Here is an 18,206-nt window from a genome sequence, read left to right on the forward strand (position 1 = left end):
CTCCGAGAGCGCCGAGCGGCATGGTCGGCTCGCAGGGCGCGGCGAGCCAAGGCGATTCGGCGAATAAGGCAAGGAGCGAATCTATGAAACAGACATTCGACGTGACGGGCATGACGTGCGCAGCGTGTTCGTCGCGTGTGGAAAAAACGGCAAACGGGGTTCCCGGGGTCGAGAGGGCCACCGTGAACCTGCTCAAGAATTCGATGGAAGTCGATTACGACGGCGCACCTGAAACGCTTGCCGCCGTCAGCGCCGCCGTGGGCAAGGCGGGCTACGGTGCTCAGCCGCGCGTCGAGACGTCAGTCGGCGGCTCGGCTGCTTCGCGAGCGTCCGCGGCGCCGGTCAATGTGGCAGCCGAAGAGGCCAAAGCGGTCAAGACGCGGCTTATCGTCTCATTCATCTTCACCATCCCGTTGTTCTATCTGTCGATGGGCCACATGTTCGGATGGCCCCTGCCGAACGTGTTTTTGGGCGATGAAAACGTGCTCGTGTTCGCATTTACGCAGTTCTTGCTGCTTTTGCCGGTTATCTTCGTAAACTTCAAGTTTTTCCGCGTGGGTTTCAAATCGCTTTTCCACGGTTCCCCCAATATGGATTCGCTCATCGCGCTCGGCTCGACGGCCTCGGCCGTGTACGGCATCTACGCGATCTACAAGATCGGGTGGGCGCTCGGTGCGGGCGATATGCACGTGGCGCATGCAGCGGCGATGGACCTGTATTTCGAATCGGCGGCGATGATCCTCACGCTTATCACCCTCGGAAAGTATTTCGAGGCAAGGGCGAAGGGCAAAACCACCGATGCCATCGCCAAGCTCATGGATCTTTCGCCGAAAACCGCGACGCGGCTCGTCGACGGTGCAGAGGAGGTCGTTCCCGCCGATAGCGTGCGCGCAGGCGACATCCTTGTCGTGAAGGCAGGGGAGGGCGTGCCGGCCGACGGCGTTCTCGTCGAAGGGGCGGGTGAGCTCGGCGGATCGGGGGTCAACGGCTGGCCTTTTTTCACATTCAGATTTGTATTAGAGCATAAGGGGGGGTCGAAGAGGGGTGTGNCGGCGTTCTCGTCGAAGGGGCGGGTACGCTCGACGAATCGGTGATCACCGGCGAAAGCGTTCCTGTCGAGAAAGGCCCGGGCGATCCGGTTACGGGGGCGACGGTCAACCGGTCGGGCTGGTTCACCATGCGAGCCGAGAAGGTTGGCGAGGAAACGGCGCTTGCGAACATCATTCGCCTGGTCGATGAGGCGACGAGCTCGAAGGCACCCATTGAGAAGATGGCCGATAGGATCTCCGGCGTGTTCGTGCCCGTGGTCATCGTGATTGCCATCGTCACGTTCATCGTGTGGATGGTCATCGGCGGCACGCTCGAAGCGGCGCTTTCGCATGCCGTTACCGTGCTCGTGATTTCGTGTCCGTGCGCGCTCGGCCTTGCCACGCCGACGGCCATCATGGTGGGTACCGGGCGCGGCGCGGCAAGCGGCATTCTCGTGAAGTCGGCCGAAGCGCTTGAGACGGCGCACGACATCGGCACGGTTGTGCTTGACAAGACGGGTACGATCACGCAGGGGAAACCCGAAGTGACCGATGTGATCGAGGTTGGGCTTGACGAGGCGTCGTCGAGCGGCGGCATCGGCGCGAAGGGCGCGAGCGGTCCCGCATCGTTCCTGTCGTTTGCGGCGGGCATCGAAAAGCGCTCGGAGCATCCGCTTGCGCAGGCCATCGTGAGCTACGCCGATGCGCAGGGTGTCGAGGGCGTTGCGGTCGAAGGTTTCGAGCAGGTGCCCGGCGAGGGCATTGCGGCGACGGTCGATGGCGAGGAGTGCCTTGCCGGGAACCTGCGCATGATGGAGGCGCGCAGCATCGACGCCTCTGCATATGCCGATCGCGCTCAGGCGTTCGCCGACGACGGCAAGACCGTGCTCTACTTCGCGCGGGCTGGACGCCTGGCGGGTCTTATCGCTGTTGCCGATGTGGTGAAGCCTACGAGCAAACTTGCGATCGGCGAGTTGCGGCGCATGGGCATCTCGACGGTTATGCTCACCGGTGACAATGAGCGCACGGCAAAGGCCATCCAGCGGCGCGTAGGGGTCGACACCGTGATTGCGGGCGTGTTGCCGCAGGATAAGGAAAAGACGGTGCGCGATCTCTCCTCTCAAGGCACGGTTGCCATGGTGGGCGACGGCATCAACGATGCGCCGGCCCTTGCGCGCGCCGATGTGGGCATCGCAATCGGGGCGGGTACCGACATCGCCATCGAGAGCGCCGACATCGTGCTCATGCACAGCGATCTGGCCGACGTACCCGCCGCGATCGGGCTTTCGCGGGCGACCATGCGCAACATCAAACAGAATCTGTTTTGGGCGCTGTTCTACAACGTCATCTGCATACCCGTTGCAGCGGGCGTGCTTGTGGGAATCGGCATCAACCTCAACCCCATGATCGCGGCTGCGGCCATGAGCTTGAGTTCGGTGTGCGTGGTGTCCAATGCGCTTCGCCTGCGCACGTGGAAGCCCGCATTCGCATCGAGCGGCGAGGTCGAAGCTCCGGTCGCTGGTTTGGCTGGCGGATCGGACGGTGCGGTTAGCGCGAAGCAGGATGTCGGCACCGAAGCGAAAGGCAATACCGAGAATACGGAAGAAACAGGAAAGGACGTCATCATGGAGAAAACTCTAAGCGTTGAAGGCATGATGTGCCAGCATTGCGTGGCGCATGTGAAGAAGGCCCTTGAGGGAATCGACGGCGTCGAGGCTGCCGAGGTGGATCTCGATGCGGGCACGGCTACGGCGAGGCTCTCGGCCGACGTTGCCGACGATGCGCTTATCGCCGCTGTGGTCGATGCGGGTTACGAAGCGAAAATCGCCTAACGGGCTGGATTCAAGAGGCTCAGGCAAAAGCGGATGTTCGGCAGGGGCTTGCTTCGATGGCATTGGCGGCCAGGTGGTGCATGTGGAGCATGGGCGTGCTTGACCGGAGGTCTCGATAGCGAGCGTGCGTGAGCGAGAATGCGACCGCGGATACAAGTGCGGTTACGAAGGCCGTCGGCAACGCGGGCGCCGCAATCGGGCTTGCGCGGAACGGAAAACCGAGGAGAACGCAGCGAAGCGGCTGCTTTTTGGAAGACTCCGATGGCGTGCGCAGCCGTGAGCTCCTTCCGTTCCCCATCGAAGGATTCGGCTGCGTGCGAAGCCGAATCCCGCTCCGTGGAAAACCGTTCGCTTCCGCCTTGAAACTCCAATTCGCTGTCAGGGCTGCGCCGCGGGGCGGCAGGTTGGGGTTGGGCCGCGGAGCAGGGCGGGAGCTTGGGAGCAGCCAACGAGCCGAAAAGTCGTATAAGCCACAATTGTCACGCGTCACGTTACATGGTACAATTACGTTGTCGAAAGGATGCCTCGCGGTGATTAAGACGTTTGCCGACAGGGAAACGGAGTCGCTGTTCTGCGACGGCTGCGCGCGTAAGCTTCCGCGCGACATATGGTCGCGTGCTCTGCGCAAGCTCGATATGATCGACAACGCGTATGCAGTCGATGATTTACGGGTGCCGCCCGGCAACCGTCTCCATCGACTGCAGGGCGACCGGTTCGGACTCTACTCGATCTCGATCAACGATCAGTGGCGAATATGTTTCTCCTTCCGCGAAGAAAATGCTTACGACGTAGAGATATGCGATTACCATTGAGAGTAGGGAAAAGGTCATGAATGCCAAGGAAATGCTTCTCATCGCCCGCAGGCCCACGCATCCGGGCGAAATGCTGCGCGAGGAATTCATGCCCGATTTCGGCTTGAGCGTGGCGGCGCTTGCGAAGCGGTTGGCGGTATCGCGCCAGTCGGTCAACGAACTGGTGCACGAGCGTCGGGCGGTGAGCGCCGATATGGCCTTGCGTTTGGCGCGGGTGTTCGGTACGACTCCCCAGTACTGGTCGAATATGCAGCGCAATGTGGATCTTTGGGATTCGCTTGAGCTGCACTCTGAAGAAATCGAAGCGCTTGAACCGCTGTCGGGGGTGGCGGCGCAGTAGGGCGGCGACGAAACGGGTGTCTGGCGGCTTTCTCGGCGGCAGGGTCGAACTGTCGGTTAATCCTTCTGAACGGCTGAAAGGCTTTTGCCAAGCGGATTTGACAGAGTTCCCAAGGGATTTGCTTTCTTCCGCAATGCGCTTGCCTCACAATGGAGACCGTCGAAAGGAGAGAGCGTGCTCGGAGAGAAGCTTATGAGGCTGCGCCGGAAACAGGGGTTGAGCCAGCAGGAGGTTGCCGATCTGCTCGGCGTGACGCGGCAGACGATATCGAATTGGGAATGCGGTCAGGGCTCGCCTGCGCTCGATAAAGCCGCAGAGCTCGCGCGTTTGTATCATCTCGGTCTCGACGACCTGGTGGCTGACGAGGTGGAAGTGGTGATGGCACCTGAATCTGCGCCCAAGGATCTGCACGTTGCGCGAACGCTTGTGGGTAAGATCTGCAGGATTTCCTTCACCGATGACATGCTGATGGTAGTGGTTGGGTCGGGCGATCCTCGTATGACGGTGCTCGATGTGAGCGACCAGTGGCTGCGCGTCGAATACGAGCGAACAAATGCGATGCTGAAGAAAGAGACCGTGGTGCAGCTGATCGACATCGATGCGATCGGCAGCATCAGGATATGCGGTGATGCGTCATGACCGAAATCCTACTGCTGGTCATCGCCATCACGCTGCTCTACATTGCATGGAAGATACCCAAGAACCCCGAGCGGAAGAAAGAGGAGGCGGATACGGCTTCGAGGAAGGAAGCGCTGATCGTGCAGCAGTTGCCCGCCCTTAAAGGCAAGTTCTGCGAATTCACGGCGAAGGATTTGAATTCAGCGTTCGACTACGGACTGTCAGGCAAGGGGACCGTCGTCGACTTCGACGACGTGTGGGTGCTCCTTGCCACCAATCGGAAAAACGAAGTCGGGCGCATGGTGCGAATCGCCGACCTGAGCGAAGTGATCGAGGTGCGCGAGCACTGAGGCTGTCGTGCGGCGCGCGGCAGGTGTCCGACCGCGTGGAGCGCTTCCGATTTGTCGGTATTGTGCATAAATGCGGCGCAAGATGCCAGACCCCCTGTTTTTTTGGGGGGGGGTGCTTCGCGCGGCGCCAGTGCGAAGTTTTCCGATACGGTGTGCCCCGCGTGCGGAGCGGATCTGCCGGCGGGGGCGGGAGTTCCCGGCGCCCCTGGAGCGCCTGGCGCCCCGAAGGCTCCAGGGGCGCCTGGGGCTCCCGGAGCCCCGAAGGCTCCCGGCGCCCCTGGAGCGGCGCAATCGGAAAAGTAAAAGATCGAACCGCGTGAAAAAATGCTTCCTGAAAACGTCGGCCTGATGAGGGCTGGCGTTTTTGCTTTTGTCCGCGAACTCGATTCGGCATGCCAGCCTTCCGGCGGCAGCTGCGGATGCTTTTCGGGAAAGCTCTGCACGATGCACCTGCGCATGCTATTGGATGGCGGGATGCGATCTCGGGGCCGTGAGTCTCGACCGGCATAAGAAGGGCATCATAGCAATTTCAACAGGTAATATGGAGAACTCTTCATAAAATAAACGGTACCTGTTAGAAATGTTAGGAGCACGCTCATGGAACCAACGATGAACGTCAATATGCACTTGTATGAAAAACTGGCAACCTTGCAGCATCTTTTGATGCGCCGTCGGTTCGCCCGTAAAGGCGCCAGCCCCCTTGCCGATCCCATGCGGGGGCAGGGGCGGATCCTCGCCCTCCTGAAGATAAAGGACGGGGTGAGCACCAAAGACATGTCAAGCGTATTGGGCATCCGCACATCTTCCCTCAACGAGCTTCTCTCCAAGCTTGAATCCAAGGGGTACATTGTGCGGGAACAGTCGGAAGAGGATAAGCGCGTAATGGTGGTTAAGCTGACCGAAAAGGGCCGTGAAGTCGAGCAGCCGTCGGGTGCCGCGGGAGGAGCCGACATGTTCGATTGCCTGAGCGATGATGAGAAAAACGCCCTTGGCGAGTATCTCGATCGCATGATTGCCCATGTCAGTGCCGAGATTGGCGATTGCAGCGAGGATTTTGAGGCAATGGCCCGCAATCGCGAGAAGGCGTTCAGGAAGTTCTTCGCCGACGGTGGATGCACGACCGACGAGGGCGGCTTCCCCCCGTTTGAGGCATTCGGGCCGCATGCGGGATTCGGGGGTTTCGATCCTCGCGGCGGTGGACGGCACGGCGGCGGACGGCATCAGGGCGGTTTCGGACGCGAATAGCGAAACCGGCGACGTTTCAGCGTAGCATGATGATTATGGAATCCGGTGCGGCTGCACCGAGGCGGGCAGGAGGCTGGCGTGGAAGACAACATGAGCGAGTTGCAGCAGGCGAACGGCGCGGGAAAAGCATCCGTCGGCTTGCAGGAAGAGGATGGCTACTCTCGGGAGATCAGAGATTTGGCGTTGAATCTCGTCATTCGGGTTCCCTCCGCCCCGGCGGCGCTGCGCGCGGCTTCCAACGATGATCGTCTGGCAGCGGTCGGCGAGGCGACCATCCGACTCGCCGAGGCCAAGGACATCGAGACGATTTGCGCGTTTCGTTGCGCTCAATCGATGGAGTGCTGGGGCCTCTCGGCGACGGAGGAATCGCATCGTTTGTTTCGTGCTGAAACGGAGGCGTATGTACGTCGCAACCTCGACAAGGTCGTGCATTTCGCCCTTGTCGAGGTTGCCGGCGAAGCGGTTTCGATGTCGGGACTTGAAATCGTCGATCGGATGCCTGCCATCGGCGTTCGCGGTGGGGCGGAGCAGGGTGCGACGGTGGTTGCGTGCTATACGCTTCCCCAGCACCGAGGAAAGGGCTATATGAGCCAGATGCTGTCGATGTGGTCGGCGCTTGCTCCGATGCTCGGTGTCGATGCCGTGTACCTCGAAAGCCATAATCCGTCGATGCAGATGCTTGCGCTTGATGAAGGCTACGACTACGTTTCCGAGAAGTACCGGCTCGACCTTGCGTCGCTTCGCCGGGCAGATAGCGCCGTGCAGCTGGGGGCCGTGAGCTCGGTCCCGGAACCTGCGTACTTGCCGGCCGGATAGATGGCGACCCAACGGGATATCGAATCCAAAAGCGTCAGCGCGGTACGGGAATGACGACATTGAGCGTGAATGTTCCGCCCTCGGCGTCAAAGCTCATGGCTCCGCCGTGTTTCCTGGCTATCGCGTCGATGCTCTCCATGCCGAACCCATGCCTTTCGCTGTTCGGCTTCGTCGTTGCAAGGCGGCCGTCTTTTTTCGGGAGGTCGCCTGCGTATCGGTTCGCGAGGCGCATGACCATAAGGTCGTGATCGTAGGATACTTTGAGCGAGATCTCGCGCAGCGATTCGTCATCAAGGGGGATTGTCGCTTCGATGGCGTTGTCGAGCGCGTTGCCGAACAGCGCGCAAAGCTCGAAGCTGCTCATGAAATTCAGGCGGCTTGCGTCGACGTAGGGAACGAGCCTGATGCGCTCACGTTGGCATAGCCCCGCTTTATCGGCAAGGATGATGTCGACTGCTTCGTTGCCGGTTTCGACGAATGCTTCGAAGGGGGAGATGGTTTGACTCATGCCCTCGACAAAAGCCCGGACCTGCCTGATGTCGCGACTCTCTTCAAGGGTCCCCAGATAATGCTTCAGGTCGTGGTACTGCCTGCGCACCGCATCGACGGCGCTTTTTTTCATCGCGTAGTGCTGGTGCTGCTCGTTGAGCAGCGCCTCCATCTGCAGCAGATCCGCTTTCTTCACCACCGAAGACAGATTGGCTGCGTTGACTACGATGATGACGATAATCGAGCCTATAAGCATGAGCAGGATGAGCACCATATCTTGATAGAGGGGCTGATCGGGATTCTCGTAAGCGTAGCTGCGCGAGCGAAGGAACATGAAGGGGATGATGGGCAGCAGAATGGAAACGCATTGAGTCCATGAAAGATTCTCTGCGCCGCTGTCGAACAGCCAACGGCTTGCGATGAATGCGACGATGGAGAGCACTGCGAAGGTGAGCCCGAAATTCAGGAGCGTGACGGCGAGGGGGGACCATTGCGACAGCGCGCCTACGATCGGTTGCATGAGCAGGTCGAGGGCGACGATTTTGCCTGCTTCGACACAGAGCAGGAACACGCAGCTCACATAGAGGTTCTGCTGTCTGCTCGAGCATTTTTCATATGTGAGGTAGACGAAGTAGCCGGCAAGGCAAAGCACGAAATCGAGGTAGAACTGCTGATGCAGGTACGTTATCAGCATTTGATAGGCGATCAGGGCGATTGCGGCGGCGGCATCTTTCCATCCGAAGGGGTTCTTGCTGCCCAGAGGCTTGATGAGAAAGAAGAACACGAGGCATTCGAGCAGGCAGGGCACGTACCAGATGATGCCCGTCGTTTCCAGGAAGTATGCGGTTATCACAGAAACCGTCCTTTGTAATCGGCAAGCACCTTCATGAAGAAGCGCTTGCGGTGCTTGCTTATGGGAATGGCCGTGCCCCGCACGATGACGTCTTTGGGCGTGACCGTATCGACGTAGGCCAGGTTTACGAGAAAGGACGCATGCACGCGGAAGAATTGACCGGAATCAAGCTTTTTCTCGATCGCTTGCAGCGCTTCCGAACAAAAGATGCTGTTCGCATCGGTGTGGACGAGCGATCTTTTCTGGGACGTCTCGACGTACATGATCTTGTTGCTGTTCACGAACACTTGCTCGCGACCGCTTCGCAGTGTGACGAAATGCTCTTTCCTGTGTTCGATTGCCTGGACGGCTCGTGCCATGTGGGCGCTGAAAAGGGGATAACGAAGGGGCTTGACGATGTAGGCGGTTGCGTTGACGGTATAGCCTTCGAGAGCGAATTGGATCATGTTGGTAACGAAGAAGATGATGACCTCTTCGTCGCGGGCGCGGATGGCGCGCGCTGCGGAGAGCCCGTCGAGTCCGCCCATTTCGATATCGAGGAATACTATATCGAGATCGGGAGGGTAGTTATCGACTATTTCCGCGCCGTCGCGCAGCACTATGGCATCGATGCTCGCATCGTTCTCGTCTGCGAACCGATCGAGCGCTTGCTGCAATATCAGCGCATCGCGCTCATCGTCCTCAACTATGCAGATGCGAATGGAATCCATGATCCTCCCGAGCCGCGACGGCGTTTGGGAAGCCGTCATCGTCTGAGCAAAGTATAGCAAGTCGGCGAAACGCCCTTTGGCCCAATCGTTCCTTTCTCGCGCCCAAACATCCGATATCCGTTGAACCGCGTGGGGTCGCTTGTCATGATGGGCGCGCAACGGGGTCGGCATGCGGTTTTGCTGCGCGTTTGCTCAGACGCATGCGCGTCCTGGTTTGGGAACTGCGATGAGCGTGTCGACCGAAAACAAGAGAAGGGGTTTAGATATGGGCAATTCCGAATTCAAGCAGAGTGCGGGGCTATCGCGTCGGTCGTTTTTGATGGGCTTGGCGGTTACGGGCACGGCGGCTGTGGGCGCCGGTCTTGTGGGCTGCAGCCCCAGCAGCACGGGTGCTTCTGGGGCGGAAGAGGCGCCGGCGGGCAGTGCGGCGAGTCCCGCTGCATCGGCGTCGAACGTGGGCGCCGATGCGAACGGCAACACGGTGTACTACTCCATGCGCCGCGATTGGCTTGGGGAGGCGCCGAGCATTTCGGACGATGAGATAACCGAAACCCATGAAGCCGATGTAGTCATCGTGGGTGCGGGTTACGCGGGATCGCAGTGCTTTCGCATGGCGTGCGAGAAGGGCCTTACCTGCATCGTTATCGACGCGCAGCAAAAAGACGGGTTCGAAACGTACGGCGGTCAGCTCGGCCACTTTAATTCGACCTGGCAGGAAGAGGTGCTGGGCGTTCCGAAGGATACGTTCGATCCGGTTGATTTCATCGATAGCTACCAGCTCCAATCCGCCGGCCGCGCCCATCCCGATCTCATCAAGCAGTTCGCTCACCGCAATGGTGAGATGGTCGATTGGATGATGGAGCTGCAGCCTGACCTTTCGGCGGTGACGGGAGTCAACTCGCTCAATTCGAGCGGCACCTACGATTACAAGAAAGGGTACTTCTGGACGTATCCGGCGGTTATCAACCTTGGCTCGGGAGCATTCGAGACTTCAGGCGCCTTCTGTACCGCATCGGTTGACAAGGGGATCGAAGCGAGCCCCGATTCGCAGGCGTTTTACGGGTACAGTGCCAAGGTGCTTGTCAAAGACGGCGAGGCTGTGACGGGCGTCATCGCCCAAAACGATGCCGACGAGACGTATGGCAAGTTCACGGCCAGAAAGGGCGTTGTGCTGGCAACGGGCGATTTCAGCTCCAATTCTGAAATGTACAGCGCTCTGTGCACCGAGGTCCAGGAATCGAATCCCTATACCGAGCTCGTGGGATCGGGCCGCGATGGCTACGGCATCCGCATGGGCATGTGGGCGGGTGGCGTGATGGAGCTCGGTCCGCGTGCGGCGATGGGCGGCTGCACGTCGGCGCTTCCCATGGGCACGTTCGGGGCTGCTTCGGGTTTGTGGATTAACAAATACGGAAAACGATACTGCAACGAGGCGTTCGGCGTGCCGTTCGTTGCCGGCGTTCAGTCTGCGCGCCAGCCCATCGACAGCAATATCATCCAGGTATGGGACAACGGCCATTGGCGCGAGTTCGTGCAGAACCAAGCCCTTGGTCATTTCAACCTGAGCGACATAAGCGACGCGAAGATGGACGAGCTCGCCGCTACGCTGCAATCCGCCGTCGATGCGGGATCTGCCGGTGTGAACGAGAGCTTGTTTGCTGCCGATACGCTTGAGGAGCTTGCCGGATATCTGGGATTCGAGGGAGAAGCCGCCGACAACTTCGTCGAAGCCGTGCAGACGTACGATTCGTATGCCGCTGCCGGCAAAGACGAGGATTATGCCAAGCCTGCCGATATGATGTTCCGCATCAGCGAGCCTCCGTATTACGCCGAGAAGCTTCAGCGCAATGCCAACATCGTGCTTGTTACGCTTGCGGGTTTGTTCATCGACGGCGACGGTCGGTGCCTCGATCAGAACTTCGAGCCGATCGAAGGCCTTTACGCGACCGGCAATGCGTCGGGCGGCCGCTTCCCCTTGCAGTACACCGCTCCGATGAACGGGATCAGCATCGGATTTGCCACTGTGTTCGGCGCGCTTTTGGGCGAACATCTGGCCGAACAGGCGTAAAACTCGGTTCGTTCGGTGCATTTGCGATGATCGGGTGCTGTGGCGCGCCCGATCATCGCTTTTGCCGATGACCGCTTTTCGGATACGCTGTGAAATGAAGAGAGGATGCGGCATGGCTGCTGACAAGAGGGCGATTGCGTTGCGCCTGAACATTCCGTTTCGACCGGCTCCTTGTTCCTATCGCGGCGGCGTCACGCTTCCTGCGGGGGATGCGCGGCATCGGCGCGCCTACTTCGAAGCGCTGCATCGCGAAGTCGAGGCAGCCGCCCCTGATTTCGACGATTGCATCGTTTCTGCCGTATGGGTGGGCGAGGGGATCGCAGGCCATATGTGCGATGAGGGTCTTGCCGAGCTTCTGCGCGCGCTGCCGCGGATGTTTGCGATGGCGGATGATGCGGAAATCACCGTGACGGCGCATCCCGGCATGGTGAGCGTCGAGACTCTCAACGCATGCAAGCGCGGGCGAGTTACGAGGCTTGCCATAGAGTACGATACGGCAAGCCCCTCCGAATGGATGGCGCTCGGGCGCTTTCTTGATCCATCGGCTATGGATACGACTTCTATGGTGCTGGGAAGGTCGGCCCGCGAAACGCTGGCTCTTGATTTCAGCATTGCGATCGGAGCGCCGGGGCAAACGTACGCATCGCTTCGCCGCAGCATCGAAAAGGCGATCGGCTTCGGGGCCTCGCACGTGACGTTGCAGATGATCGGCCAAGATCGGCTGGACGGAGCAGCTTCGGCACGTGCGTCTCGAAACGAAACGCACGTGCAATTGCTCGGTTATGCCACAGCCTTCTTGACCGCGCGCGGCTTCGATCAGTACCTTCCGCGGCTTTTCGCTCGGAAGGGTGCATCGTGTTGCTATGCGATGATGGAATCGGGGGGCAGCGATATTTTGGGCTTCGGTCTCGGGGCAAAGACACGATTTCTGGGGGCGCTTGCCGAAAACACTTCCGACCTGGGTGTTTACCAGGCGTACTCAGCTGTTCCCGAAAGGTGCATAGCGTGGGTGATGCAGCCTTCTACCGCTTCGTAGGGCATCGCCGCCGCCCATCGCTGTAGGTATCTCTCGCATGTAAAGTATTCTCCGTTAAGCGAAATCCCAGCCAAGACGCAAAGAAGTAATGGATAATACTCACGATACGCTTTATTATGGTAAAGCGATTGCTCAGTAGTACGAAACGCATGTGGAGCATGCAAAGAGGGAGGGATACCTATGAACATCAAGAAAATGGGCGTGTTCGCCGTTGCCGGCGCACTCGTCGCGGCTCTTGCGCTGTTCGGCTGCTCGTCGGGTGACGGTGGTCAGGCGAAGACCGAAGGCGGAGATTCTGCGGGAACCGCCGAGTCGGGCTATGCGCTCATCAACGACGGCAAGCTGACCGTTGCCGCATCGCTCGATTTTCCGCCGTTCGAAAACCTCAACGGCGATCAGCCCGAGGGTTTCGAAGTCGAGCTTATGCAGGCGCTCGCTGAAGAAATGGGCATCGAGTGCGAATACCTGCCGTCCACGAAGTTCGACACCATCGTGCCGCTTATCCAGACCGGCGGCAAAGCCGATGTGGGCGTGTCCGGTATCACCATCAACGATGAGCGTCTCGAGCAGGTTGATTTCACCGATCCGATCTGCGATGTGAACCAGGGCATCACGGTTCTCAAAGAATCCGGCATCACCGAGGTCGACCAGCTTGAGGGCAAGAAGGTCGGTGCCCAAACCGGCACGACCGGCTACGAGTGGGCCGCCGAGAACATCAAAGATGTCGAGATGGCCGGCTTCGACGAGATGACCGCTGTTTACGCGGCGCTGCAGTCGGGTCAGATCGACGCCATCGCCGTCGATCTTCCGGTCACGAACTACTATGTGAAGACGGCTTACACCGATTGCGAAGTCATCGCCGAGATTCCGACGGGCGAACAGTACGGCATCGCTGTCAGCAAGGAAAACCCCGAGCTCACCAAGGCGCTCAACGATGCGCTCAAGGCAGTGCGCGATAGCGGCAAGTACGACGAAATCGCCGCTAAATGGCTTCAGTAACCAACGGATAGGGTGACGATGCAGACCGCTATTCAATTTGCGCGGAAACACATTCTTGGCGCCGCGGCGATTCTCTTCGCCGCGGCGCTCGCCCTTTCGTTCGCCTTGCCGGTCCAGGCGCATGCCCTTGATGTGGAGCGCTGGACCGCCAAGCCGAACAAAGACGGCGACAGCACGACCGTTCTGGGCGCAACGGCTACGCGTGTTACATGGCAGGGTCAGTCTGCCGAAGACGAATCGGTTACGGGTGTGGTTCTCGAACTGCCCGAAGGCTCGACGGTCGAGGCCGAAAACGTCAAGGTGACGGTGCTCGCCGGGCTCGACCGCCTGGATGTCGAGGCCGAAGCCAACGTCGACGGCTCCTCGGTTGCGGTGGCGTTTCCCGAGCCGACACCGGCTGGCTCGCTTGTCATGATCGAGTGCAACCGAACGCTTCTGCCCGCCGAGGGCGGGACGTACGGGGTGGCTGGCAGTTACACGACGGCCGATGGCCAGCAGCACGAGATGCCTGCAACCGATCAGATCATCACCGTTTCGAGCACCTCGCCGGTCGAGCAGGCTTCCTCGTGGCTTAACGAGCAGGAGTGGGTCAAGGCGTGGAACTCCAACAAGTTCCTCCACCTCTTCTTCGATCCCGCGCTTATCGTCACGTCGGTTCCCGCGCTGTTCTCGGGCTGGCTCATGTCTTTGGGCCTTGTCATCGTCAGCTTCCCCTTGGCTATTCCGCTCGGTCTCATCTGGTCGTTTCTTCGCATGGCGAAACATCGCCTGCCGCGCGCCATCGGGGCGACCTATATCAACATAGTCCGTGGCACGCCGCTGTTCCTGCAGCTCTACATCGCGTTTTTCGGATTGCCTCTCATGGGCGTGCAAATGGATCCGTTTATGATGGGCGCCATCGTTCTTATCATGAACTCGAGCGCGTATTTGGCTGAGATATTCCGTGCGGGCATCCAGTCCATCAACAAGGGGCAGTCGGAGGCCGCCCGCTCGCTGGGCATGAGCGGCATGCAGACCATGTTCTTCGTGATCATTCCGCAGACGGTGCGTCGCGTCATTCCGACGATGACGAGCGAATTCATCCTCATGTACAAGGACACGTCGCTTCTGGCCGCCGTAGGCGTCATGGAGTTGATGATGTACGCGAAGACCATCACCGCAGCTACGGGCAACGTGACTCCCTACATCGTTGCGGCGGGATTCTACCTTGTCGTGACCATTCCCATGACCAAATTCATCAACTCGATGGAAGCGCGCATGGCGAACGGCCGCCGCAAGCACAAGAAGGCCGAGGCCGCTGCCGACGGCTCGACGGGCGCGGTGTTCGAGCCGGGCACCGAGGCCGCCGTTGCGCGGTCCATCCGCATGTCCGAAACGTTTGCCGGTCCGACCGAGGCCGATGCTGCAGCGCGCATCAAGGAAGACGCGCGGCGCAATGGCAACCATGTCAGTCGTTAGAGGTGAGCGGATATGAGCGATCAGAATAACGAAATAGTCGTCCGCATCGAAGGACTGCGCAAGAGCTTCGACGACAACGAGGTGTTGCGCGGCATTGATTTGGAAGTGCGCCGCGGCGAGGTGGTCGTCATCCTCGGACCTTCGGGTTCGGGCAAATCGACTATGCTGCGGTGCGTGAACCTTTTGGAGAAGCCCACGGGCGGGCGTATATTCTTCGAGGACACCGAGATCACCGCGAAGAAAACCGACATCAACGCCGTGCGCGCCAAGGTGGGCATGGTGTTCCAGAGCTTCAACCTCTTCCCTCATTTGACCGCGAAGAAAAACGTCATGCTGGCGCAGCAGAAGGTTTTGAAGCGCAACAAAGAGGAGGCGGAGCGCATTGCGATCGAGCAGCTGACCAAGGTCGGCCTCGGCGACCGCGTCGATTACAAGCCTGCGGAGCTTTCAGGCGGTCAACAGCAGCGCGTGGCCATCGCCCGCGCGCTTGCTATGGATCCGCACGTCATGTTGTTCGACGAGGCTACGAGCGCGCTCGATCCCGAGCTCGTGCGCGATGTGCTCGGCGTTATGAAAGAGCTTGCGCGCGGTGGCATGACCATGATGGTCGTCACGCACGAGATGGGCTTTGCCCGCGATGTTGCCGATCGCGTCATCTTCATGGATGGCGGCGTGATCGTGGAGCAGGGCACCCCCGAAGAGGTGTTCGACAACCCGCAATCCGAGCGCACCCAAGATTTCCTCGGGCATATTTCCTAGGCGAGCAAATACGCTTTCTGCAGGCGGCGACTGTCCATGCGGCAGCCGCCGTCTTTGCTTAGGGCGGATTCGCACGCCGAGCGGGCGGTGGCCGCCGGACGGCGGCGGTCGTTGCTGCGGTTTTTGGTTGCAAGGCGATGGCCGGGTGGTATGGGCGATGCTTGCGAGGGGCCGGTTGGCTTCGAGAATTCCGGGTGCGGCGTATCGGTAAAAACCGTGCGTTTTGAGATCGCGGAACGCTTCGCAGGCTCGCCAAGAGTTTAAAGTGCTAGAATCGGCCCATTCAGAGCCAATGCAGGTGCCCTTTGCTCTGCAAAGCGGTCCACTGGGAAACGGTGCCCTCGTTTCCTTTACCATGCTTGCAAGATCCTCTTAAACAAAGGGTAGGGAGGATCCATGTCTATTTCATCTGCGCATGCACCGATATCCGCTTCGCATTCATGCTCGTCGGAGGTTTTCGGTATCTATTTCGGATACAAAACGGCATTGCAGATAGTGCGAGCAGCGAGGGGCCGGCCGCTTGCCAAATTGAGCGGGGCCCGCCATGCGGTTCCCGAGCGGGCGCTTGGGAAAAGCCGGATAGAGGAAGCGATCAGGCGGGTGGAATCGGCTTATCTCGATGTCCCCCTCGAAAGACCCGCTCATGTTCTCGTCGGCAGTCCATCGAGATGCAGGGCGTCAGGCGAGTACGCGCTGCATGTGTGTACTTCTCGCTTCAAGGGCGATTCGTTTCTGCGTCTTGGCGATGGCATTTGCGCGAGCGCTCCCGCTCTTGCCTTTATTCAGGAGGCGGCTCGTTGCGAGGACGAGATATCCCTCATCGAACTTGGTTTTGAGCTGTGCGGAACGTATCAGAGTTGGCGAACGGGGGTGCCGACGCGCTATCGGGCGAAGCCTCTTGCCTCGGTTCGCGCGCTGAGCGATTACGTATCCGATAATCCGTCCGTGAGGGGTTCGGGAAAGGCCGCGCGTGCGCTTCGCTATCTTGCCGACGGATCGGCGTCTCCGCGCGAAACGAAGCAGGCTCTCGTTTTGGGGTTGCCTATGGGATACGGGGGCCATGGGCTCGGGATCCCCCGTATGAACTACGAAGTTCGCGCGAACGCTGCGGCGCGGGCGATATCGGGGAGGTCGAGCTTTCGCTGCGATCTGTGTTGGCCGGAACACAAGATCGACGTGGAGTACCAGAGCAGGGAGTGGCACGAAGGGGAGGCCAGCAGACTAGCCGATTCGAGGAGGACGAATGCCTTGATGGCTATGGGTTGGACGGTGATTGGCGTTACCAACGATGAGTTGGAAAGCTTTGCTGCGACGGAGGGGATAGCGCAGACGATTCGCCGACATCTTGGGAAACGTTTGCAGGTTCGTGTTTCTGATTACCACGCAAGGAAGCTGAAGCTTAGGCGGCAACTGTGCCTTCCTTCGAACGAATGAGGTGGTTCGAGCTTTCGAAGCGCGCCCTAGAACTTTTGAAATGCACACTTTTTGTCGAAGTGTTGCGTTTGAGGTCGTGGGTTTGCGGGTTGGGATCTGATTCAATATTACCGGAGATGCGTTTTCCCAGGTGGCGAAAATCAAGTGGTCGGCAGGGATGCATGCATAGGTGCGCCGAGTGTGATTGAGCGCAACACTTCGACGAAAAGTGTGCATATTAATATATTACCTGTTTTGTCGGAGGTGTTGCGATGGCGTAACAGTCCGATGATGCGGCATGGGGCGGCGCTACGGCATGGGACGGCGCTGCGGCATGGGGCGACGCTGCGGCATGGGGGGCGACGATGCGGCGAATGGCCCGAACCGCCGCTTGTCTGGCTGTGGGAGAGATTCTTACGCCAGGGCATATAATGGACGCTTGAGGATGCGAAAGGACGGTTGCCCGGTGGCACGAAAAATTCTCATTGTCGAAGACGATCCGGACATCAACGCTTTGCTCGCAAGGATCATGCAGCAGCAAGGTTACGAAATCGTCCAGGCGTATTCGGGTACCGAGGGGCTGCTTCGCGTCGAGGGCGATGCGTTCGATCTCGTGCTGCTCGACATGATGCTGCCGGGCGCAGACGGTACGGCGTTCGTGTCGCGGCTGCGCGGCGAGCTGCGATCGGGTACGCCCGTCATCGTCGTGTCGGCGAAGGCGGGTCTTTCCGACAAGGTGGACATGCTTTCCCTTGGAGCCGACGACTACATCGTGAAGCCGTTCGAGCCCGAGGAGGTTGCCGTGCGCGTGCAGGCGGTCCTGCGACGCAGCGAGGGCACATCGCACGCCGCCGCGGAATCCGGTGATGGCGAAGAACGCTACGTCTTCAAGGATCTGGAGCTGAACGCGGCGACGCGCAGGGTGACGCTCGGCGGATGCGAGATCGTGCTCACCGCATCGGAGTTCGATATTCTTCGGGTGCTCATTCAGGCTCCCGACAAGGTGTTCTCTCGAGAACGGCTTTACGAGATGGTGTGGCGGAGCGGCTATTACGGGGAAGACAACGCCATCAACGTTCACGTGAGCAACATTCGCAAGAAGCTCGCAGCGGTGTGCCCTGGCGAAGAGTACATCAAGACGGTGTGGGGCATCGGGTTCAAGCTTTCGTGATGCACCGCGTGCTCGCTTTCGCGATGCACCGCACACCCGCTTTAGTGCGCAGTGCCCTCGCTTTCGCACGCAGCGTCCATTGCGAGCCGACGGCCTCTCGGTGGCTCGCCCTGGCTGCGCGCTCGCATCTTTACGATTTCCTTAGACTTCTTTGAGGACTTATTAATTGCTCGAACGGTACAGTTCTCCCATGCAATCGGAGTACGGAA

17 protein-coding genes are annotated in these 18,206 nt (G+C 59.6%); 15 read left to right on the forward strand and 2 right to left on the reverse strand.

The annotated features are described in order from the left end of the window. Positions 1-83 precede the first annotated feature (83 nt). The 8 genes from C1719_RS16310 to C1719_RS03280 all read left to right on the forward strand — a co-directional run bounded on the left by C1719_RS16310 (position 84) and on the right by C1719_RS03280 (position 7,041). A complete protein-coding gene (locus C1719_RS16310; RefSeq protein ID WP_102373994.1) occupies positions 84-1,094 on the forward strand; it encodes a cation transporter in 1,011 nt (336 codons plus the stop codon). Further along, positions 1,091-2,860 carry a metal-transporting ATPase gene (locus C1719_RS16315; protein ID WP_102373771.1) on the forward strand — a complete coding sequence of 590 codons (1,770 nt, stop codon included), beginning with the start codon at positions 1,091-1,093 and terminating at the stop codon, positions 2,858-2,860. The genes C1719_RS16310 and C1719_RS16315 overlap by 4 nt, the downstream gene beginning before the upstream one ends. A gap of 530 nt (positions 2,861-3,390) precedes the next feature. Next, on the forward strand, positions 3,391-3,672 hold the full coding sequence (locus C1719_RS03255; protein WP_102373772.1) for a type II toxin-antitoxin system RelE/ParE family toxin: 282 nt from the start codon (positions 3,391-3,393) through the stop codon (positions 3,670-3,672). Positions 3,673-3,688: 16 nt separating this feature from the next. After that, positions 3,689-4,012: a HigA family addiction module antitoxin gene (locus tag C1719_RS03260; RefSeq protein ID WP_102373773.1), complete on the forward strand. Its 324-nt coding sequence runs from the start codon at positions 3,689-3,691 to the stop codon at positions 4,010-4,012. A 174-nt stretch (positions 4,013-4,186) separates the two neighbouring features. Beyond that, the gene (locus tag C1719_RS03265) at positions 4,187-4,651 is read left to right on the forward strand and encodes a helix-turn-helix transcriptional regulator (RefSeq protein ID WP_102373774.1); all 465 of its coding nucleotides are present in this window, start codon (positions 4,187-4,189) and stop codon (positions 4,649-4,651) included. Continuing rightward, complete coding sequence (locus tag C1719_RS15650) at positions 4,648-4,980, forward strand: hypothetical protein (RefSeq protein ID WP_180963443.1); 333 nt, start codon at positions 4,648-4,650, stop codon at positions 4,978-4,980. Before C1719_RS03265 ends, C1719_RS15650 begins: the two co-directional genes overlap by 4 nt. 597 nt (positions 4,981-5,577) lie before the next feature. After that, a complete protein-coding gene (locus C1719_RS03275; RefSeq protein WP_102373776.1) occupies positions 5,578-6,225 on the forward strand; it encodes a MarR family winged helix-turn-helix transcriptional regulator in 648 nt (215 codons plus the stop codon). Between the two features lie 78 nt (positions 6,226-6,303). Beyond that, positions 6,304-7,041: a GNAT family N-acetyltransferase gene (locus C1719_RS03280; protein ID WP_102373777.1), complete on the forward strand. Its 738-nt coding sequence runs from the start codon at positions 6,304-6,306 to the stop codon at positions 7,039-7,041. Positions 7,042-7,075: 34 nt separating this feature from the next. Here C1719_RS03280 and C1719_RS03285 read toward each other — a convergent pair whose 3' ends face one another. Together C1719_RS03285 and C1719_RS03290 are read right to left on the reverse strand one after the other, a co-directional pair. Next, entirely contained in the window at positions 7,076-8,383 is a 1,308-nt protein-coding gene (locus tag C1719_RS03285; protein WP_102373778.1) for an ATP-binding protein, read from the reverse strand. Further along, positions 8,380-9,093, reverse strand: coding sequence for a LytR/AlgR family response regulator transcription factor (locus C1719_RS03290; protein ID WP_180963444.1), 714 nt, complete (start codon positions 9,091-9,093; stop codon positions 8,380-8,382). The genes C1719_RS03285 and C1719_RS03290 overlap by 4 nt, the downstream gene beginning before the upstream one ends. Positions 9,094-9,358: 265 nt before the next feature. Between C1719_RS03290 and C1719_RS03295 the strand changes: the two genes are divergently transcribed. The 7 genes from C1719_RS03295 (at position 9,359) to C1719_RS03325 (ending at position 17,997) form a co-directional block, all read left to right on the forward strand. Beyond that, positions 9,359-11,161, forward strand: a complete 1,803-nt coding sequence (locus C1719_RS03295) for an FAD-binding protein (protein WP_180963445.1) — start codon at positions 9,359-9,361, stop codon at positions 11,159-11,161. A gap of 112 nt (positions 11,162-11,273) precedes the next feature. Continuing rightward, complete coding sequence (locus C1719_RS03300) at positions 11,274-12,197, forward strand: hypothetical protein (protein WP_102373781.1); 924 nt, start codon at positions 11,274-11,276, stop codon at positions 12,195-12,197. 180 nt (positions 12,198-12,377) lie between these two features. Next, on the forward strand, positions 12,378-13,196 hold the full coding sequence (locus C1719_RS03305; RefSeq protein ID WP_102373782.1) for an ABC transporter substrate-binding protein: 819 nt from the start codon (positions 12,378-12,380) through the stop codon (positions 13,194-13,196). 18 nt (positions 13,197-13,214) lie between these two features. Continuing rightward, entirely contained in the window at positions 13,215-14,654 is a 1,440-nt protein-coding gene (locus C1719_RS03310) for an ABC transporter permease subunit (protein WP_102373783.1), read from the forward strand. Positions 14,655-14,666: 12 nt separating this feature from the next. After that, positions 14,667-15,413 (forward strand): amino acid ABC transporter ATP-binding protein, encoded by a 747-nt coding sequence (locus C1719_RS03315; RefSeq protein ID WP_102373784.1) that lies wholly within the window; start codon positions 14,667-14,669, stop codon positions 15,411-15,413. A gap of 699 nt (positions 15,414-16,112) precedes the next feature. Further along, complete coding sequence (locus tag C1719_RS03320) at positions 16,113-16,847, forward strand: endonuclease domain-containing protein (RefSeq protein ID WP_245874306.1); 735 nt, start codon at positions 16,113-16,115, stop codon at positions 16,845-16,847. Positions 16,848-17,292: 445 nt separating this feature from the next. After that, complete coding sequence (locus tag C1719_RS03325; RefSeq protein ID WP_245874308.1) at positions 17,293-17,997, forward strand: response regulator transcription factor; 705 nt, start codon at positions 17,293-17,295, stop codon at positions 17,995-17,997. Positions 17,998-18,206 lie beyond the last annotated feature (209 nt).

Source organism: Raoultibacter massiliensis (genome assembly GCF_900199545.1).
Classification (GTDB): domain Bacteria; phylum Actinomycetota; class Coriobacteriia; order Coriobacteriales; family Eggerthellaceae; genus Raoultibacter; species Raoultibacter massiliensis.

Coding starts and splice junctions, on each gene's coding strand:
- C1719_RS03295 (WP_180963445.1), top strand. CDS start 9,359: ATGGGCAATTCCGAATTCAAGCAGAGTGCGGGGCTATCGCGTCGGTCG.
- C1719_RS03260 (WP_102373773.1), top strand. CDS start 3,689: ATGAATGCCAAGGAAATGCTTCTCATCGCCCGCAGGCCCACGCATCCG.
- C1719_RS15650 (WP_180963443.1), top strand. CDS start 4,648: ATGACCGAAATCCTACTGCTGGTCATCGCCATCACGCTGCTCTACATT.
- C1719_RS03300 (WP_102373781.1), top strand. CDS start 11,274: ATGGCTGCTGACAAGAGGGCGATTGCGTTGCGCCTGAACATTCCGTTT.
- C1719_RS03305 (WP_102373782.1), top strand. CDS start 12,378: ATGAACATCAAGAAAATGGGCGTGTTCGCCGTTGCCGGCGCACTCGTC.
- C1719_RS03290 (WP_180963444.1), bottom strand. CDS start 9,093: ATGGATTCCATTCGCATCTGCATAGTTGAGGACGATGAGCGCGATGCG.
- C1719_RS03275 (WP_102373776.1), top strand. CDS start 5,578: ATGGAACCAACGATGAACGTCAATATGCACTTGTATGAAAAACTGGCA.
- C1719_RS03310 (WP_102373783.1), top strand. CDS start 13,215: ATGCAGACCGCTATTCAATTTGCGCGGAAACACATTCTTGGCGCCGCG.
- C1719_RS03315 (WP_102373784.1), top strand. CDS start 14,667: ATGAGCGATCAGAATAACGAAATAGTCGTCCGCATCGAAGGACTGCGC.